13 protein-coding genes and 3 pseudogenes are annotated in these 17,473 nt (G+C 67.0%); 11 read left to right on the forward strand and 5 right to left on the reverse strand.

The window, feature by feature from the left end; genetic code table 11:
• Window positions 1-63 precede the first annotated feature (63 nt).
• A complete protein-coding gene (locus ACWPXE_RS22330; protein WP_454019542.1) occupies window positions 64-1,716 on the reverse strand; it encodes a cyclic peptide export ABC transporter in 1,653 nt (550 codons plus the stop codon).
• A gap of 208 nt (window positions 1,717-1,924) precedes the next feature.
• On the opposite strand from ACWPXE_RS22330, the gene ACWPXE_RS22335 reads away from it, so the two are divergent.
• Window positions 1,925-2,917: a FecR family protein gene (locus tag ACWPXE_RS22335; protein ID WP_454019543.1), complete on the forward strand. Its 993-nt coding sequence runs from the start codon at window positions 1,925-1,927 to the stop codon at window positions 2,915-2,917.
• Window positions 2,918-2,942: 25 nt separating this feature from the next.
• Here the strand turns inward: ACWPXE_RS22335 and ACWPXE_RS22340 are convergent, their stop codons facing one another.
• Entirely contained in the window at window positions 2,943-5,375 is a 2,433-nt protein-coding gene (locus tag ACWPXE_RS22340) for a TonB-dependent siderophore receptor (RefSeq protein WP_454019544.1), read from the reverse strand.
• A 154-nt stretch (window positions 5,376-5,529) separates the two neighbouring features.
• Between ACWPXE_RS22340 and ACWPXE_RS22345 the strand changes: the two genes are divergently transcribed.
• The 3 genes from ACWPXE_RS22345 (at window position 5,530) to ACWPXE_RS22355 (ending at window position 6,816) form a co-directional block, all read left to right on the forward strand.
• Window positions 5,530-6,063, forward strand: a complete 534-nt coding sequence (locus ACWPXE_RS22345) for an RNA polymerase factor sigma-70 (RefSeq protein ID WP_454019545.1) — start codon at window positions 5,530-5,532, stop codon at window positions 6,061-6,063.
• Window positions 6,064-6,298: 235 nt separating this feature from the next.
• Complete coding sequence (locus ACWPXE_RS22350) at window positions 6,299-6,505, forward strand: hypothetical protein (RefSeq protein ID WP_454019546.1); 207 nt, start codon at window positions 6,299-6,301, stop codon at window positions 6,503-6,505.
• A gap of 47 nt (window positions 6,506-6,552) precedes the next feature.
• Window positions 6,553-6,816 (forward strand): hypothetical protein, encoded by a 264-nt coding sequence (locus ACWPXE_RS22355; RefSeq protein ID WP_454019547.1) that lies wholly within the window; start codon window positions 6,553-6,555, stop codon window positions 6,814-6,816.
• A 19-nt stretch (window positions 6,817-6,835) separates the two neighbouring features.
• On the opposite strand, the gene ACWPXE_RS22360 is transcribed toward ACWPXE_RS22355, so the two are convergent.
• Both ACWPXE_RS22360 and ACWPXE_RS22365 read right to left on the reverse strand, forming a co-directional pair.
• Entirely contained in the window at window positions 6,836-7,105 is a 270-nt protein-coding gene (locus ACWPXE_RS22360) for an abortive infection family protein (protein WP_454019548.1), read from the reverse strand.
• Window positions 7,106-7,231: 126 nt separating this feature from the next.
• Window positions 7,232-7,717 carry an AbiJ-related protein gene (locus ACWPXE_RS22365; RefSeq protein WP_454019549.1) on the reverse strand — a complete coding sequence of 162 codons (486 nt, stop codon included), beginning with the start codon at window positions 7,715-7,717 and terminating at the stop codon, window positions 7,232-7,234.
• Here ACWPXE_RS22365 and ACWPXE_RS22370 point away from each other — a divergent pair.
• Together ACWPXE_RS22370 and ACWPXE_RS22375 are read left to right on the forward strand one after the other, a co-directional pair.
• Window positions 7,671-8,531: pseudogene (locus ACWPXE_RS22370) on the forward strand (IS256 family transposase); the annotation flags it as partial. The gene ACWPXE_RS22365 and the pseudogene ACWPXE_RS22370 overlap by 47 nt on opposite strands.
• Window positions 8,532-8,597: 66 nt before the next feature.
• A pseudogene (locus ACWPXE_RS22375) lies at window positions 8,598-9,376 on the forward strand (Tn3 family transposase); the annotation flags it as partial.
• Window positions 9,377-9,413: 37 nt separating this feature from the next.
• Here ACWPXE_RS22375 and ACWPXE_RS22380 read toward each other — a convergent pair.
• Window positions 9,414-10,505, reverse strand: a complete 1,092-nt coding sequence (locus ACWPXE_RS22380) for an IS1595 family transposase (RefSeq protein WP_454019550.1) — start codon at window positions 10,503-10,505, stop codon at window positions 9,414-9,416.
• An 81-nt stretch (window positions 10,506-10,586) separates the two neighbouring features.
• Here ACWPXE_RS22380 and ACWPXE_RS22385 point away from each other — a divergent pair.
• The 5 genes and pseudogenes from ACWPXE_RS22385 to ACWPXE_RS22405 form a co-directional block, all read left to right on the forward strand.
• A pseudogene (locus ACWPXE_RS22385) lies at window positions 10,587-11,174 on the forward strand (IS6 family transposase); the annotation flags it as partial.
• A gap of 203 nt (window positions 11,175-11,377) precedes the next feature.
• Complete coding sequence (locus ACWPXE_RS22390; protein ID WP_454019551.1) at window positions 11,378-11,566, forward strand: hypothetical protein; 189 nt, start codon at window positions 11,378-11,380, stop codon at window positions 11,564-11,566.
• A gap of 681 nt (window positions 11,567-12,247) precedes the next feature.
• Complete coding sequence (locus ACWPXE_RS22395) at window positions 12,248-12,856, forward strand: L,D-transpeptidase (protein ID WP_454019552.1); 609 nt, start codon at window positions 12,248-12,250, stop codon at window positions 12,854-12,856.
• A gap of 172 nt (window positions 12,857-13,028) precedes the next feature.
• Window positions 13,029-14,789, forward strand: coding sequence for a hypothetical protein (locus tag ACWPXE_RS22400; protein ID WP_454019553.1), 1,761 nt, complete (start codon window positions 13,029-13,031; stop codon window positions 14,787-14,789).
• Between the two features lie 719 nt (window positions 14,790-15,508).
• Complete coding sequence (locus ACWPXE_RS22405; protein ID WP_454019554.1) at window positions 15,509-17,473, forward strand: hypothetical protein; 1,965 nt, start codon at window positions 15,509-15,511, stop codon at window positions 17,471-17,473.

A 17,473-nucleotide genomic window follows, 5' to 3' on the forward strand; every position in this document is an offset into this window, starting at 1 on the left:
CCTGGCTCTAAGACGAAGGGGGTAGGCGGAACTTAAGGGGATTCTTTCATCGCCGTGAATTTTTTAGCAGGTGAATTCCTCCTGGGCGACCATTCCGGCGGTCAGCCGGAGCAGATGGTCGGCCACGTCGAAATAGCGGTCGTCGTGGGAGATGACGATGATCGTCTTGCCCATCGCCTTCAGGCTGGGCAGCAGTTCGGTGTAGAAGATCCGGCGGAAGGCCGGGTCCTGGTCGGCCGCCCATTCGTCGAACACCAGCACCGGCCGCCCCTCCGTCCAGGCCTGGAGCAGCGCCAGCCGCTTGCGCTGTCCGGTGGACAGGTCGGTCGTGCTGAACACCCCGTCGACCAGGCTGACCTTGTGGGCGATCTCCAGCCGTTCCAGATAGGCCTGGGCCTCCTCCGGCACGTTTCCGCCCGTCTGGATCAGGTCGTCGAACAGGAAATAGTCGGCGAAGATGGTGGTGAAGAGCTGGCGGTAGTCGTCGCGCGTCTCCGGCGTCACCGGTTCGCCGTTCAGCAGGATGGTGCCGTCCTGCGGGGCGTAGAGGCCGAGCAGCATTTTGATCAGCGTGGTCTTGCCGCAGCCGTTCTCGCCGACGATGAACAGGATCTCGCCGCGGCCGACGCGCAGCGACACGGGGCCGAGCACGAAGGGTTCCTCGCCCGGCCCGGCCGGCGGGTAGGCGTAGCGGGCGGCGCGCAGCTCCAGCGAGTCGATGGCGGCGGGCGGCGGGGCGCCGTCCTTCATCAGCAGGTGAGGCTCCGGCGAGGCGAAGGCCGCCGACAGCTCGGCGATGCGGCGGAAGGCGACCTGGGCGCGGCTGACGATGGGCAGGGTGCCGATCAGATGCTCCAGCGGCCCCTTCATGTAGAGCAGGACCAGGATGAAGCCGCTGAGCGTTCCGCGGTCGGTGCTCGGCCACAGCGCCTCGACGCCGAGCGCCACCCCGATGACGATGAAGAACAGGGTGGAGCCGAACCCCTTGGCGACGACGAAGAGGGTGATCGAGCGGATCTGGACCTCGCAGATGCGGTCGATGGTCCCGCGCAGCGCCTCGCTCTGCAGGCGCAGCCGGCGCGGCCGGTTGATGCGCAGCTCCTTCGCCCCTTCGGCCAGCGAGCGGTAGTGCCTCTGCAACTCGTCCTCGTGGGCGCGGGCCTCCTGGAAGCCCTCGATGCCTCGGCCGCGCGCGATGTACTGCACGGCGCTGCCGATCAGGATAGCCGCCGCCGTCGCCAGGAACATCGGCCAGGACAGCAGCGCCAGATAGACGAGACTGCCCAGCGTGACGCTGAGCGACACCGCCAGCGGCGCGAAGACGAAGGCGAAGTCGCTGATGGTGTCCACGTCGTGGGTCAACACCGGGATCAGGCGGTGGCTGCGGTAGCGCTCCAACTGGTCGATCGGTGCCGTCAGGATGCGGTCGCCCAGATCCTTGCGCAGCCGCGCGATGACCCGCTGCCCGATCCGGTTGGTGCCGATGTCCGACAGGACCGAGCCGGCCAGCGCCAGCGCGCACAGCCCGGCGAAGGCGAGCAGGAGCCCGGCGCCGGGGCTGTCCCCGGCGTGCAGGATGCGGTTGATGGCGGCCAGAAGCCCGGTCACGCTGAGCCCGCCCAGCACACCCAGAAGGGTGGCGGCGGTCAGCAGCGGCCAGAAGGGGCGCAGGAGATGGAGCAGCGCGGACAGGCTGGAACGGGGGGAGGTCGGCATCGGGGTTCCTGGAGGACGGGGCGACAGGCGGCCGCGCGACGACCCCGCCGGGAAGGCGGACGCGCACGGCCCTGACGACTAGGACGAACGAGCGGGGCAAAACTGAAGCGGCGCCGGCGGAGCGGTCGCGGCGCTCCCGCCCGCCTTGCGGTGTGGTCCCGGTCTGCCCTATAGCTGGCGCACGATTTCCGGAGCCGAGCGCGCCTGTATGCCTCCGTCCCATCCTTCCGACGACGACCGCGTGACCGAAGAGGCGGCGGACTGGTGCCTGCGCCTGCAAGCGGAGGAGGTGAGCGACGCCGACCGGGCTGCCTTCGAGCGCTGGTGCCGGGACGACCCGCGCCATGTGGCGGAATTCGACGCGATGCGGGAGCTGTGGGGCCTGTCCGCCGGGCTGCGGCCGCGGGTGACCGCGACCCCCGCTCCGGCGCGGCCCGTCGAGGCGGTGCGCTCTCCCCTTGTCCGGGCGCCGAAACAGCGGCGTTGGACGCTGGCGGCCTGCGTCGCGGCGGTCCTGGCCGTCGGGTGGCCGGTGGGCTGGTCGTTCGGTGTGCTGCCCGGCAGAGTGGACGTCTTCCTCGGCGGCGACCGGCACCGCGTGGTCGGTCTGCCGGACGGCTCGACGGTGGACTTGAACGTTCGCACCACCTTGCTCTACGCCCAGTTCCGCGACCGCCGCAGCGTCCTGATGGACCATGGCGAGGCCTATTTCGCGGTCGCGGGCGACGCCGCGCGGCCCTTCACCGTCTTCACCGCCGCCCATCGGGTCCGTGTGACCGGGACGCGGTTCAACGTCTGGGCCAACGACGGCGAGATGGCCGTGACGCTGGCCGAGGGCGCGGTGACCGTGAGCGCCACCGCCGCGGCGGGCGAGGAGCCCCTGCGGCTGACGCCGGGCCAGCAGGGCCGCTTCGCCCGCGACAGCCGGTTCGGCAGCGTCGCGCGCGTCGATCCGGCGCGGGTGCTGTCCTGGCGCGAGGGTAAGCTGGTGTTCGACGACATCACCCTGGCCGAGGCGGTCCCGCTGCTGAACCCCTACCTGTCGCAGCCGCTGCGGCTGGCCGACCGCCGGGTCGGGGCGATGCGCATCGGCGGCGTGTACGACGTCGCCGACCTCGACCGCGTGGTGGCGTCGCTGCCGCGGGTGCTGCCGGTGACGATCGCCGCGAGGGACGGCGCCCTCCTCCTCTCCGCCCGCTGAGGCCGCGAGGTCACCAGCAGGCCGGTCACCAGTGGTAGGACAGGGTCGCCAGGACCGCCCGCCGGTTGCCGACGAAGACCGAATCCTCATAGAAGCCCGGCGAGAAGTAACGGCGGTCAAACAGGTTGGTCGCGGTCAGCGTCAGCCCGACCCCGTCGAGCGACGGGCCGAGCCGGTCCAGCTCGTAGCCCAGGCTGACATCGACCAGCGTGTAGGCGGGGACGCGCACGCTGTTCGCGGCGTTGTCCGTCGCGCCGACATACCGCACGCCGATGCCGGCGGTCAGGCCGTCGGCCGGTCCGTCCTCGAAACGCTGGCGCAGCCAGAGCGACGCGGCGTGGCGGGGGACCGAGGCCACCCGGTGTCCCGTCTTGTCGGTGCCGCCGGGGGCGGGGGTGTCGCGGGTGACCCGCGCGTCGGTGCGGGTGTAGGCCGCCGTCAGATCGGTCGTCTCGCCGATCGCCGTCCGCGCCTCCAGCTCGACGCCGCGCGACCGCGTTTCCCCGGTCTGGGTCAGATAACCGGGATGGTCCGGATCAGCGGCGGTGAGGTTGCTCTGCACCGCGCGGAACAGCGACGCGGTGAACAGCGCGTCGAAGCCCTCGGGCCGGTAGCGCAGCCCGCCTTCGATCTGCGCGCCGCGGCTCGGCGAGAAGGGACGGCCTTGCGCGTCGCTGCCGCTGGTCGGCTGGAAGGAGGTCGCATAGCCGGCGTAGGGCGTCAGGCCGTTGTCGAAGCGGTAAGCGAGCCCGATGCGCTTGGTGAAGGCGCGGTCGAGCTGGGTCGTCTCCACCGGCACGCTGTCGGACAGCAGGCCGCGGACGTCGGTGCGGCTCCAGTCCAGCCGCCCGCCGAGCGTCAGCCGCCAGCCGCCGGCGGCGATCTCGTCCTGGAGATAGAGGCCGGTCTGGCGGATGCGGTCGGTCAGGTCGTTGAGCAGCGCCGCGTCCCAGGCGTAGGGGCCGCCATAGACCGGGGCGAAGACGTCGATCGGATCGGCCACCGTGCCGTGCCGCCGCGTTTCATGCACCCGGTAGCGGGCGTGATCGGCGCCGGCCAGCAGGCTGTGGCGCAGCGGTCCGGTGGTGATGGCGCCCTGCAGGTTGGCGTCGGCCAGCAGGGTGGAACTGGTCTTGGGCCGGTCCTGCAGCCCGAACCGGTAGTAGCGGTCCGCCTCCAGAGCGCCGGAGTCCGCCGAGCTCCACCGGTAGCCGACGCGGCTGCGGCTGTGGCGCAGGCTGTGGCGCAGCGTCCAGTCACCGGTCAGGGCGTGGCGGACCTCGTAGCCGGCCGAGAGGGTGCGCGAGCGGTAGGAGCTCACCCCCGGATAGCCCAGGAACAGGCTGGAATCGAGCTGGCCGTAGGGGTTGTCCAAGACCGTGCCCGACACCGGGAAGCTTTGCTCCGCCCCCATCTTGCGGAAGTCGAGGAGGCTGGCAAGCAGGGTGATCTCGGTGCCCTCGCCGGCCGACCAGGACAGTGCGGGGGCGACGTAGAGGCGGTCGTCCGGCGTGTGGTCGACCTGCGTGCCGCTGCGCCGTGACAGCGCTGTCAGCCGGTAGCGCAGCGATCCTCCGGTGTCGATGCGGTCGCCGAGGTCGGCGGTGGCCTGCCGCCGGTCATGGCTGCCCCCCTGGAGCTGGAGCCGGTGGAGGGGTTGATCGGTCGGGCGCTTGCTGGTCAGGGCGATGGCGCCGCCGGGCGGCATCGCGCCGTAGATGGCGGAAGCCGGTCCCTTCAGCACCTCCAGCCGCTCCACCCCGAAGGGCTCATACTCCAGCCCATAGGGGTTGAAGCCGCTGCGCAGCCCGTCGATCAGGACGGAATCGGAACTCTGGCGGAAGCCGCGGACATAGACGTCGATGGCGCCCTGGCCGCCGGGATAGTCGATGGGGCGCACGCCGGCGCTGTAGGCCAGCGCGCCGTTGATGTCCTGGACGTCGCGCCGGTCCAGATCGGCGCGCGTGACGATGGAGAGCCCCTGCGGCAGGTCTTCGACGGGGGTTTCGGTGCGGCCGACGCTGCGGTCGGGACTGGCGAGGCTCGCCGCCCGGCCGCTGTGCAGCGGTCGGCCCTCCACCGTCAAGGGGGGCAGGACGTCGGCGGTGTCCTGCGGCCGGCCGATGGTCGCCATACCGTCGCGCAGGTCGAAGGACAGGCCGGTTCCGCCCAGCAATTCGGCGAGGGCCGTCGCCGGGGCCATCCGTCCCGCCAGGGCGCGCGACCGGCGGCCCGACACGAGGTCCGGGCTGTAGAGGATCTGCAAACCGGTCTGCTGGCCGAAGCGGGTCAGCGCCTCGCCCAGCGGAAGGGCCGGGATCGCCAGCGGCCTGACTTGGGACGCGGCCTGCACGGAATCGGCCTGCACGGAATCGGACAGGGCGGCGGAAGGCGCGGCGGGCACCAACCAGCCGAGCGCCAGCCCGCCAAGCAGAAAGCCTGCGAGGCGCGGGGTCATTCAGAACTCGCGCAACGAATACTAGAAATCACCGTGGGAATTTCTGCCTTTTCCTCCTTTGCAAATGACTGTCAGTTGCATTAGCTTGCGACGGCTTGTCAAGCCTTGGGGATTGCCGCCCCGCCGCGGCGTCGCTTTGCACAAGGATCGTCCCATGCGACCGGTAGGAACCGCCGAGAATCAGACCCTGACCGACGTCTTCACGACGCATCGGCGGTCGCTGCTCGGGGTGGCCGAGCGGATCACCGGGTGCCGCCACCACGCCGAGGACGTGGTTCAGGACGCCTTCCTGAAGCTGCTGGGGACGGAATCGACCAGCTCCATCCGGGCCAAGGCGGGTTACCTGATGATGGTCGTGCGCAATCTGGCAATCGATCACTACCGCCGGAAAGGCCTAGAATCGCGTCTGATGGCGGCGGAGGAGGAAGGGCAGGCGGTGAGCACGCCGGAAGCGGCCTCGCCGGAAAGCGTGAATGTGAACCGCCAGCTCTTGCAGACGCTCGAATCGGCGCTGGCCGACCTGCCGGAGCGCACCCGCTACGCCTTCGAGATGCACCGGATCCACGGCCACAGCCAGAAGGACATCGCGGAGACCCTCGGCGTGTCGCCGACGCTGGTCAACGTCATGATCCGTGACGCGCTGGTTCACTGCCGCAAGGCGATGAAGCGGGCGGATTCGTCATCCTGAAGGACGGGACGACGCCCGATCATTCGGACCGTCGGCTGTTCAGCGTCCAGTAGGATGTGCCGGTTGATCTTGCCCCGGTTCGGTGGACACGGGTTCACGCAGATCGTAGCGCGGCCTGCTCGGGTGCACTCGACATCTTCGTTTCCTGGGACCGGCAGTCCTTCAGGACCAAACCGTTGTCCTGCCGGACGGCAGGATATGGCGCTGTCTGGCGCCACCGTTGGGGCGACATACCATGGGCATGCTGACCCGCTCGGCCTATGGCGCGGTCAACGGCGTGCTGACGGTGCCGACGGCGCTGCTCAAGGCCGTCGCGCCGACGCTGGCCGCCCTGCTGTGGCAATGGAACGGCTCCTACGGCGCGGTGATCGCCACGGCAATCGCCGCCTCGCTCGTGGTGGTGGGAAGCTTTGGCTTCGCGGCGTGCCGCCGGCCGCGCTGACCGTTAGCAGCAGCCCGGCGCTCGCGATGCGGGTGCTGGGGCGCTGGATGCGCATGGTGACCATCCCGAACCAGTCGTCGGTGGCCAAGGCGTTCCAGGAGTTCGACGAGGCCGGCCGGATGAAGCCGTCGCCCTACTACGACCGCGTGGTGGACGTGATGGAGGAGTTGGTGAAGTTCACTCTGCTGGTGCGCGACCGCAGCGACTATCTGACCGACCGCTACAGCGAGCGCCGGGAGGCGGGCCGGGCTGTGGCCGGCGAAGCGCAGGCCCTCGTTGCTGCCGCCATGAGCGGAGAGCGCACCGCGTGACATTGGGAAGCGTGGCGCTTCATGGTTGGGACGCTTGGCGGGCTCGCCACGTGGACACCAGGAAGGTCGCCACCGTCCCGGCGAGGTTCACCGCCAGTTCCGCATGCCGCGCCGACGGGCGGACCGCTTTGCGTCCACGGCCGTGGGCATCGCTCAGCTTGTTGCGGATGCTGGCCAAGCTGTTCACGACGTTCTGGCAGTTGCCGAGGATGATTTTGAACATTTCTTCGGTGCGCTGGTCCGGGGCGAGCTGGAGGTGCTCGGCGGCCGTCCGGTAAAGCTTCGGCAACTCGTCCCGATCGCTGTAAGTGCCGCCGGCATCCTCAATGATGTGCTTGCAGACGGTCTCCAGCAGCGTCCGGGCCGAGGTGATCGCTCCCTCCGGATGGGTCGTCCGCCGCTGCAGCGCCCGGGTCTAGGCTTCGTGCACGCTGGCCTCGTCGAAGGCGGCAAGTGTTTCTGAGATGAGAGGGTCGGCCGGCGCCCCGGCGGAGCCGCCGATGGCTTTGACGGTGAACACCGGATAGCCCGATATGGAACTGGTCTCGGCCAGATGGAAGCCATCGCGTTGCAGGAGAGGATTCAGAACCGCGACCATCCGGCGCTGCTCGCCCTCCTCCCGGGTTCGTGGATGCAGCAGAGCCTCCAAGAAGCGAAAGAACCGACGTTGCGAGCAGGTATAGGCACCGACGGCCTCCAGGGCGTCATCGTTGTCCATGTCTGCGTTTCGGTGCATGTGGCGGTCAAGGTCATCCTGCACCGTTCCACCGGAATAGAGACGGGACGGCAGGCGGTCGATCGGCCAGATGTCCCGCAGGAACTCGAATATTGGCGCATGGCCGGAAAGGTCGAATGGGATAAGCGCCCGGCCGATCGATCGCCGAAGGAGTTCGGAGATCAACCGCTCGCCAGCCGCCTGTGCGGAGGAGATCGACGAGCGGGTCCACGCCTTCCTGACCCGCCCGCTGGAGGGCGACTGGCCGTTCGTGTGGCTGGACGCGACGTATGTGAAGGTGCGCCAGGACGGCCGCATCGTCTCGCTCGCCGCCATACTGGCGATCGGCGTCAACACCGACGGCCGGCGCGAGGTGCTGGGGCTCGGCCTTGGGCTGTCGGAGGCGGAGACCTTCTGGAGCGACTTCCTGCGCTCGCTCACCCGCCGGGGGCTGCGGGGTGTGAAGCTGATGATCGCCGACGCGCATCTCGGGCTGAAGGCCGCCGCCTCCAAGGTGCTGGGCGCGACCCTCCAGCGCTGTCGAGTTCATTGCATGCGGAATCTCTTGGCCTGCGTCGGCAAGGCGCACCAGACGATGGTCGCCGCCACCATCCGCACCGCCTTTGCCCAGGAGACCGCCGAGGCGGCGCACGAGCAGTGGCGCCGGGTCGCCGACAGCCTGCGGCCGCGCTTTTCCAAGCTGGCGGCGCTGATGGACGAGGCGGAGTTCGACGTGCTGGCCTACATGGCCTACCCGAAGGATCTGCGCACCAAGCTGCACAGCACGAACCCTCTGGAACGCCTGAATGGCGAGATCAAGCGGCGCACCAACGTCGTTGGTATCTTCCCTGGCGAGGGGGCGGTTCGCAGGCTGGTTGGCGCCTTGCTGCTGGAGCAACACGACGAGTGGGCGGTGTGCCGGCGCTACATGACCATGGAAAGCCTGACCGAGCTGTGCCACCCTCACACCGCTGACCCGCTGCCGATTGCAGTGGAGTAGACCGGCGGCTTCAACTCGCCGAACAGCACCTACGCCCCCTCAGACACCACGCCTCGGGGCACGATCCATGTCATCGACGGCCTGCTCTACCATGGCACGGATGCCGGGATCGCCGTCCATCATGTCGATGGCGGTGGCGTCTCGGACCATGTTTTCGCGTTATGTCATCTCATGGGATTCCGCTTCGCGCCGCGCATCCCGAACCTGCACGACCGACGCCTGTACACATTTGGGCCGGCAGCGACCTGGCCGACCCTGGAACCCTTCATTGCCGGGCGGATCGACGAGGCGCTGATCCAGGCGCACTGGGACGACCTGCTGCGGTTGGCCACCTCGATCCGGACCGGCGCCGTGCCGGCCTCGCTGATGCTGAAGCGCCTGGGCTCCTACCCACGGCAGAACGGGCTGGCTTTGGCGTTGCGGGAGGTGGGGCGCCTCGAACGGACGCTGTTCACCTTGGAATGGCTGCAAAATCCGGCACTTCGCCGCCAAGCCACCGCCGAGTTGAACAAGGGGAATCCCGCAACGGGCTGGCCCGCGCCGTGTGCTTCCACCGCCTTGGGCGCATCCGCGACCGGACGCCGGAGAACCAGCAGCACCGCGCCGGCGGCCTCAATCTGGTCGTGGCCGCGATCATTCTCTGGAACACCGTCTATATGGAGCGGGCCATCAATGCCCTGCGCGCCGCGGACGAGCGCATTCCCGACGAGGTGTTGAGCCATCTCGCGCCCCTTGGATGGCAGCACATCAACCTGACCGGCGACTATCTCTGGAGTACGAACCGGGTGCCGAGCACGACCGGCTATCACCCGTTGCGTGCCCCAACCGAATTCCTGGCTGCATGATGTTCCGGCTTTGTCCGCTTAGCGTATATCGCCATTATCAACTAAAGACAGCTACGGCGGAGCGGATGCTGATCCCGCCGTCCTTGGTCCGCCGAAGTTGGCGCCCGACAGCGTAGCGAAAGACGGCTGGAAGCTGGAGGGCTGGGGGAACACGGGACCAGAGGGTTTGGATCACCGTGCGTCCTTTGCGGGTCCGGCGCTGGGCCTGACCCGCCACCGTGCGCTGGGACCAGCGGAAACCGATCTCGCCAAAATACAGGTCGGCGTGGTCGGGGCTGATGTGATGGAAGACACCGGCGATCGTGCGCCGGACACGATCGTTGAAGCCCTCGGCCGAGTTGGCATGCACGCTGCCGCGAACATACTCGCGCTGAGAATGGCGGACTGTGTCGTGCGCACCGAATGCGCTCCCGATGGCGATGAACGCCTTCCATTCGTCGCTCATCAAGTGCGCGTCGGGATCGACAGCGGCTTCGAGCACCCGCTCGGCCTCGTCGAGCGACAGGTCGGCGACCACCGCGGCACGGGCTTCGCCCGCCGGTGTTCCCGGTTCCCGGCTGCTTGGCCGCTGGACGACCGCAAGCGCTGGAGTTTTCGTCGTGCGGGGATGGCCCTTGCGTCCTCGACCCAGTTTGGGAGGGTTGGGGTCGCGGCGCGGCTTGGCGCCGAAATGAAACTCGTCGATCTCCACCGTCCCGCCCAGCGGATGGTCGCGCAACACCAGAAGCCGCAGGACATGGCCCATCCGCCATGCCGTCGGCTGGCTGACGCCGAGTGCTTCGGCCAGACGGATGGACGAGATGCCTTTGTCCGATTGCAGGATGAACCACAGCCCCATGAGCCAGGTCCGCAACGGCAGCTTCGTTCCATGCAACGGGGTTCGCGTCGTCACGGTGAACTGGAAGCGGCAATCCGGATTGCAGCACTGATAGAGTCCGGGCCGGGACCGTCGTCCCGTGTCGCGCCCCGCCAGAGTGATCGAGCGCCGTGAGCCGCAGGCCGGACAGAGCCGTCCGTTCGGCCACACCATCGCCTCAACCAGCCGACGGCACCGCGCCTCGTCGCGGAACGCTTCGGTCATCTCCGCCACGGTCCGGATGGCCGCCAGATCCTCCAGCACCGATCCCATCGTCCCCTCCGAGCTTGATGGCTGAGAGTCGCACGTAAACACTGGAAGAGCTACGCTTTACTGTGTTTGGTTGATAATGGCGGCGTTGTTTACCTAACACCTATCGCGCTCTCCTCGTGGACACTCAAGTTTGGCCGGGAGTTCGCCAACATCATTCGTCGACGGCTGCCCCGGCCCGGCGACAAGTGGCATCTCGATGAGGTCGTTCTTAAGATCGCCGGCAAGAAGCACTATCTCTGGCGCGCGGTCGACCAGCACGGCGTTGTGCTGGACGTGCTGGTCCAGCGCCGGCGCGACAAGAAGGCCGCCAAACGCCTGCTGCGCAAGCTGCTGAAGCGGCAGGGCCGGGCTCCTCGCGTCATGATCACGGACAAGCTGGGCTCATACGGCGCGGCCAAGAAGGAGATCATGCTGGGCGTCGAGCACCGCCAGCACAAGGGGCTGAACAACCGGGCGGAAAACTCGCACCAGCCAACGAGGCGACGGGAACGCCAGATGAAGCGGTTCAAGTCGGCCCGGCACGCCCAGCGCTCCCTGTCCGCTCACGATCCGATCAACAACCTCTTCCTCCTGCCCCGCCACCTGAGGCCCGCAACCGACTACCGTGCCGAGTGGGCCCGCGCCGTCGAGATGTGGCACGACGTCTGCGGCATCAAGCAAGCCGCATAGCCCGCACCTGTCCTGTTCGCTGTCAAGCTCGCCCAATCCTCGGCTCCCGCCCAACAACTTGACGATGCCGCTGAAACGCCTCTTCGACCAGCCGCAGCTTCTCCTCGTCGCTGAACTGCCGCCGCCGCTCCAGGCCCGTGATCACCTCGACGCGTTGGATAGTCATAGGGACTGCCATAGGGATAGCCATAGGGACAGGCCCCATGATTCAGCTTCCCCGCTCGGTCACAAGGTGGCCCTCGGCGGAGAGGTACACCGAAATCGAGGCGCTCGCCGCTTCAACTGACCTCAGCATCCGGCGGATCCACGAAAAGATCCAAGGCAAGGCGAGCCGCGGCATCGTCGGAGAAATCGCCAAGCGCATCCGTTCAGGACGGCCAACCGCCTTGTGACCTATTTTTACACGTATCTTGGACGGACCCGAGGCATGATCCGCGCTGGCCATCAAGGGACATGCACGAGCCAAGGCTGACGCCGCGCCTCATTGAATGGCTTGCTGGAAACGTTACGAACGAACAACCGCCGCCGGAAACGCGGATGCGCTTTCAAGTATGTCGGGCGCCGGGCGGAATGATGAGAGACCAACTTCAGCGGCGCCGCTCAAATTCGTCTCCTCATGTCTCGTCAAGATTTCGCACTGGATTTCGGAAACGGAAGAAACTGGCATATTTTGGTGAATACGGGAGTATGTATCCACACTCATCACTTTGGATGCGTTGCTATTGTTTCGATAAAAGGTTAGTCTTCGTGAAAAGCCGCGCACGCCGACCTGTTTTGGAAAAGAAAGCGGCGCAAAGTGAGCGAAGGTTGGCGGAGCGGTTGGGTCGTCGATTGTCGCTTCCGACAACGCTGATCCGTGAAACCTGGAAAAGGGCAGGCCGTACCATGCGGCCTGCCTTTCGGTACCACAGGTGATGCGAGCGCGACTGTGGCCTCCCTAGGACGCGGACGAAGAGACCAGCGTTTCCAACCCCGTCCCGCGGATGGGGCTTGCCCGGCGGCCGCCCGAACACGACGGCCGGCCGGCTGGCGGCCGCAGGCTCCAGGGTGGGCCATGGGTGGAGGACCGATGCATGGGTGAGCTGCTTCAGATCATCGTCGAATTGCCGGACGACCGGCGCAGCGTTGGCCGGCTGATTTTGAAGGATGAGGCCGGCAAGACCCTTGCCGGGCCCTTCGATGTTCTGGGCAAATCAGACAACTTGACGGCCGTCGGGCATGGCAACGCCGGTCGGGATCCCAAACAGCCCTACGGAGACACGCCAAAGGGCCAGTACGAAGTCCCGGCCGCCGTGGCGACGGGCGCCGGAACGGCGTACAACCCCGACTCCTACGGCCCAAACGGCGGGCTCGTCCTGCTGCCGGTCAACGGCGAGGCGTTGCAAGCCCAACGGAACGGTCGGACGGGCCTCATGATCCACGGTGGCAAGGCCGGCGCCGGAGGGCGATTGCGCCCCACACACGGCTGCCTGCGCCTGAGCGACGGTAACATGTCAGCCCTGATGAGCGCGATCCGGGCCCGCGCCACCGCAGGAACCCGACCGATTTGCGAGGCGGTACGGCTCAACATCGCCATCGGTGGTGAGGCCGCTCCGGACACCGGCGAGGACGCAGGCGACCCGCCCCCTGGCATCGACGCGATCATCGGTCCTCAACCGCCGCCGATCGTCTGGCATCCCTAAGGAACGGTTTTCAGAATGCGCTGAGGCGGTTTGCGACGATGAAAATGGCCGCCGCGGTGAGCAGCGCGAGGATAATCCGCGCCAACCTGTCTTGTCTGAGACTCGTGGCACGGATGGCGGTCGCGCTCGTTGCCGACTCCAATCCAGTGTTTCAGCGCTTTGGGGGGAGATAATGGCCGACCGTGAAGTGGCCGCAGCAGTATGGGGAGAAACCAGCGAGGTGTTGCCGAAGGATGGTGCCGACGCGACCCTGACGCGACTCTATGCGGTCGCAGGCCAGCTCGCTGCGACGGCCAAGAAGCGCGGTCTCGACGGCAGATTGCGCAAGCTCCCGCCTCCGCGCATCGGATCGCCCGAAGCCGAGCGCTACCAGAAGATGATCACGACCGTGGACGCGGTTGAGGGCGGAACATGGAGCGGTGTCGCTCTCCCTCTGCGTGCCGCCTTGTGGGGCGTTACGATAACCGGCAGCCCGCGTCTCGATCCGCCGTTGCCAAAGGCGGTGAGTTGGATCACTGAGCAAGGCGTGACTAGCGGCGGCGATTTCGTGGTTGGCGACGGCGCCAATGGACGCATCTATCGTCTGTTCGAAACCACGAAAGCGCCGGCTGACAACGAGTTGCCGTTCGTTTCGGCGATCACCGGCAGCGGCCTGCCCGAGCCAGACGGTGTCAATCCCTCCCGGAAGGTCGCGTGGGTAATCGGCATCGTCGCGGCGGCGGTCTTTCTTGCCGGCGGCGCAATGTCGGTGTGGACCGGCAGATCGATGAGCAATGCACGAAACCTTCTCATCACCGGCAACCCGACCCTGCAATACGAGCTTCTGGCCGCCGTGACCGACGCCTGTGTGGCAGACTACAAGGCGTTTCCGAACGGGCAGCAGTCTGACTTATGCGGCAAGCTGTTGAAGGACAATGCGGCCCCACCCCAGAAGGACGGCCTCTATGAATGGCCTGACGCCGACAAAGCAAAGTCTGTGCTCGCAGACGCGAAGACATGCCCAGCCAATCCGAGCAGGAACGGATGCAATACGATCTGGCGCGCCGCCATCAAGGTCGATCAGATGCATAGCTGGACCGCCGGCATCTTCGAGCTTCTGCACACCGCCTCCGCATACCTGACCGGGGTGACGTCGGTCGCGGGATCGGTTTCCATCCTAGTTCCGTTCCTGATGCTGGTCGGCGGGATCGTGGGCGTCACCGTGGCGCTGGGGCTCGGCACCAAACAGCGCGTCGCCGGCGTGTGGGTCGATACCCGCAATCGCGTGTCACTCGCGCGTGCGCAGGTGACGCTATGGACCAGTGTTGCACTGGCTGGTTACGCGGTGTTCGCGTTGTTCAATATTGGCTTTGCCGGCATCGCCGGACCCGCGGCTATCGCCGCGGGAGCGAGCGCAGCCGAAGCCACGGATATTGCTAAGTTCGGAGCCTTTCCGCAGATACCCCCCTCGGTCGCAGCAGCGCTTGGAATAGCGGCCGTCTCGCCGATGCTTTCCGCGCTCATTCTGCCGACGAAGGATGTGGACCTCTCGGTTCGAGGGAGCGAGGCGGATTTGCGCAGGCACGGCGTGCCGTTCTTTGGTGCCGAATCGGAAGGGCTCGACAAACGGCCATCTCCGCGCCTGGCATCGATCGCCGACGTCTTCATGGGAGAGGAGAAGGCGAACGCCGACACGGTTGATGTGACACGCCTGCAGAACGTCGTCATCACGGTCACGCTCGTGCTTGGTTTGTTCTCCATTCTGGTCGCGATGACCACGATCGGCTCCGCGCAGCTGATCGGTGCGAAGGCCGCGATCTTCACGACTCTGCCAGAGCTGGGCGCAACTTTCACGTCATTGCTGTTCGCGAGTCATGCGACCTATTTGGTCGCAAAAGCCCACGATGCGCGACCGCCGGCCTCGACTGAGACGCCCGAAAAGAAGAACCCGTAGAGCCGATCGAGACGGAGCAGACCCATGACCTCATTCAGTGTGCTTTCACTCGGGACGCGCCGCGGAGCAGTTCCGCAAGGGTGCAATCAAGGAGCTTCATTAGGAACACCTTCTTGACCGTGGAGCGGCCTGGACGCCGTTGCGGAACGCCAGGCTCAGCGGCATCGGTGTGGCGGCGAACCAGCGGAGCGATTTGCTCTGTGGAGCATCCCGGGTGCCCGCGCCAGGACGCAGGCAAAGATCACTCGGGGGCAGGCCGCCGAGGCGCCGCTGAAGAAGATTATGGCGCAGGCCAGCCATCGCAGCACCGACGTCGCCCTGCGCTACATCCGCCACGCCGACCGCTGGAAGGGCAACCCGCACCGAGCGCCCGTTCCGCCGCAAGCCCAACGCGGGCTGATCGCCGCACGATGCGTGTGTGCCCTCATCCGATAACCCAAAGATAATGCAGTACGAGCATACGATGGCATGCCGCCCTTCCAAATAAGAGTAGCAAGAATACATTCGCGGCTATCTGGATCCACCAAATCTATTTTGTTTCTTGTTTGTTATCGCGAGTAACGTTGCTGCGTTCGGGTGATGGCAACGGCCATCGACCCCCGCGTCCGATCGATGACTCTGCATCTGTTCTTATTGGTTTTTCTGACCAATGACCGCATGTGCCCGTTCCTGCAGAGCGTAATCGCACATGCATCTCATCAGCCTTTGGAAAGGCGCCGATGATCGACCTCAATCTCGAGCGCGAAGCCCTACAGGAGCATTTCCGCCGTAGCGGCCCGCTCTTCGGCGACTTCTATCCGATCCAGCTCGCCTCGCCACCGCGGAGCGACCCGCAACGCAGCCGCTACATCGGCGAGTTGCGCGGCTTCTACCCGAGGCACGATGCGCTCGGCTCACCGATCGAGCCGATGATCCAGAACGGTTACTTCGAGCCCTGGAACAGCTTCCTGCACGACACGCCCAATGAGGACGGCCGTCATCGGGGGCACGGCGGCTTCGACGTCTACACCGGCTATGCGCCCTTCCCGTTCGAGGTTGGCGTTCGTGCGCTGGTCGGCGGAACCCTGACGCTCAAGACGGCCTACCAACAGACGACGAACGGCTTCGAAGTAGAGGTGATCGACGGGCGTTCCGTCCACATGAGACGGCGGGCGATCGAGGGTCTCGGCAATCGCGTCGCCCTCTCGTTCGAGGTGACCGTCGGCACCCGGGTTGTCGGGTACAGACTCGACTACGGCCACTTCAACCGCTTTGCCCCCGCGCACCCCGACGTCCCCGCCGCACAAAGCCGGAAGGTCGAGCAAGGAGAGCTGATTGGCTTCGCGGGTAAGAGCGGCAACGCCGACGAGCGTGGCGACAGCCGGACCCTCACCTCCCCCTTCCGGATGAACGCGGGGCATGTCCATCTCGCCCTCGTCCGCCTGTTGGGTGCCGCGGATGCCAGCGGCACGACCACCGCAGGGCCGCCCAACAAGGTCGACCTCTACGCGGTGCTGCAGCGCAAGCTCGGTTACCACCCGGAGCACGACGAGCTCGGCTACGGCAATGCGGCCGACGAGAAGCGTGCCCGGCCGACGATCACCGGCTGGATCGCGCCGCCCAAGCCCGCGCTGAAGGGCGCGCTCGAGCGACCACAACTTCCTCTCGGCTCGCTCGGCGTGACGTTCGTGCCGCCGGCGCCGCGCCGGACCGTGCGCGAGGGCAGCCGCCCGGTGCAGCGCCGCGTGCTCATGCCAGCGCCGTTCGACGCGCTCGACTTCGACAGCAGCACCCTCATTGCGGTCACCCGCAACGCCTATGCCGCGATGCGCACACGCCTTGACGCGGAAGCGGTCACCAATCCCACGACCGCAGCGCAGCGCGAAGCCAAGGCGGAGGCAGCGGATCATATCCGCGACGCCACGCGCCGCTTCGCTACGCTCACCTCGACCGCGCAGGCGGAGAACGACGTCACGCACTGGGGCGAGACCGTCGGCGCCCTCGTGGCGCGCGCCAGCGGCCGCTGGACGACGCTCGAACAGAACCCGCTTGAACGTCCCGCGAAGGTGCTGCTGTCGTTCATTCATCTCGCCGAGGCGCTCCACATCCTCATGGGCGGCCCCGCACTTGAAGCGCTCGCGCGCTCGAAGGAGCAGGTCGCGTGCGGCATCTCCGTGCGCGGACAAGCCACCGCCGTCGCCTGGGACCACGCCGTGGTAGCGGCTCACGTCACCAACATCGAGGGCGATCCTCCCGCCGGGGGCGGAGAGGCGCCGCGGTTCTGGGTCGGCTCGATCACGTTCGGCAACGGCAGCCTGCGGCACGCGACGCTGCCAATGCAGGCGCGCGGGACCGACGCGGCCGTCGATGCCTATCTCCTCGGTCTCGCCCGCGGCTTCTACGATTATCAGCGGGCGATCCGCCTAGCGATCGCCCAGCATCAGCGGATCGCACACGGCGATGCCGCAGCGACCGCCGCTCTCGTCGCGGCGCTCAAAGCCGTTGCGACGAGGCTCCTCGGCCTCGCGCCCACCATCAACGGCGGGACGGAGGCGATCCGCGCCGCGGTGATGAAGGCGCTCGTCAGCGGCAACATCGCCGCCTTTGCCAAGGCCGCCACGATCGCCGCCAGCGAGACCCCCGTGTCGCCGGTCGCGCCGCGGCTCGACGGTCTCCACTTCCGCCCTTCCATTCTCATCGCGTGA

This window comes from Azospirillum sp. Marseille-Q6669, assembly GCF_965111635.1.

Bases quoted from the DNA above. Each gene is read 5' to 3' on its own strand.
- ACWPXE_RS22330 (WP_454019542.1), bottom strand. From the start codon at position 1,716: ATGCCGACCTCCCCCCGTTCCAGCCTGTCCGCGCTGCTCCATCTCCTG.
- ACWPXE_RS22335 (WP_454019543.1), top strand. From the start codon at position 1,925: ATGCCTCCGTCCCATCCTTCCGACGACGACCGCGTGACCGAAGAGGCG.
- ACWPXE_RS22340 (WP_454019544.1), bottom strand. From the start codon at position 5,375: ATGACCCCGCGCCTCGCAGGCTTTCTGCTTGGCGGGCTGGCGCTCGGC.
- ACWPXE_RS22345 (WP_454019545.1), top strand. From the start codon at position 5,530: ATGCGACCGGTAGGAACCGCCGAGAATCAGACCCTGACCGACGTCTTC.
- ACWPXE_RS22350 (WP_454019546.1), top strand. From the start codon at position 6,299: ATGGGCATGCTGACCCGCTCGGCCTATGGCGCGGTCAACGGCGTGCTG.
- ACWPXE_RS22355 (WP_454019547.1), top strand. From the start codon at position 6,553: ATGCGCATGGTGACCATCCCGAACCAGTCGTCGGTGGCCAAGGCGTTC.
- ACWPXE_RS22380 (WP_454019550.1), bottom strand. From the start codon at position 10,505: ATGGGATCGGTGCTGGAGGATCTGGCGGCCATCCGGACCGTGGCGGAG.
- ACWPXE_RS22390 (WP_454019551.1), top strand. From the start codon at position 11,378: ATGATTCAGCTTCCCCGCTCGGTCACAAGGTGGCCCTCGGCGGAGAGG.
- ACWPXE_RS22395 (WP_454019552.1), top strand. From the start codon at position 12,248: ATGGGTGAGCTGCTTCAGATCATCGTCGAATTGCCGGACGACCGGCGC.
- ACWPXE_RS22400 (WP_454019553.1), top strand. From the start codon at position 13,029: ATGGCCGACCGTGAAGTGGCCGCAGCAGTATGGGGAGAAACCAGCGAG.
- ACWPXE_RS22405 (WP_454019554.1), top strand. From the start codon at position 15,509: ATGATCGACCTCAATCTCGAGCGCGAAGCCCTACAGGAGCATTTCCGC.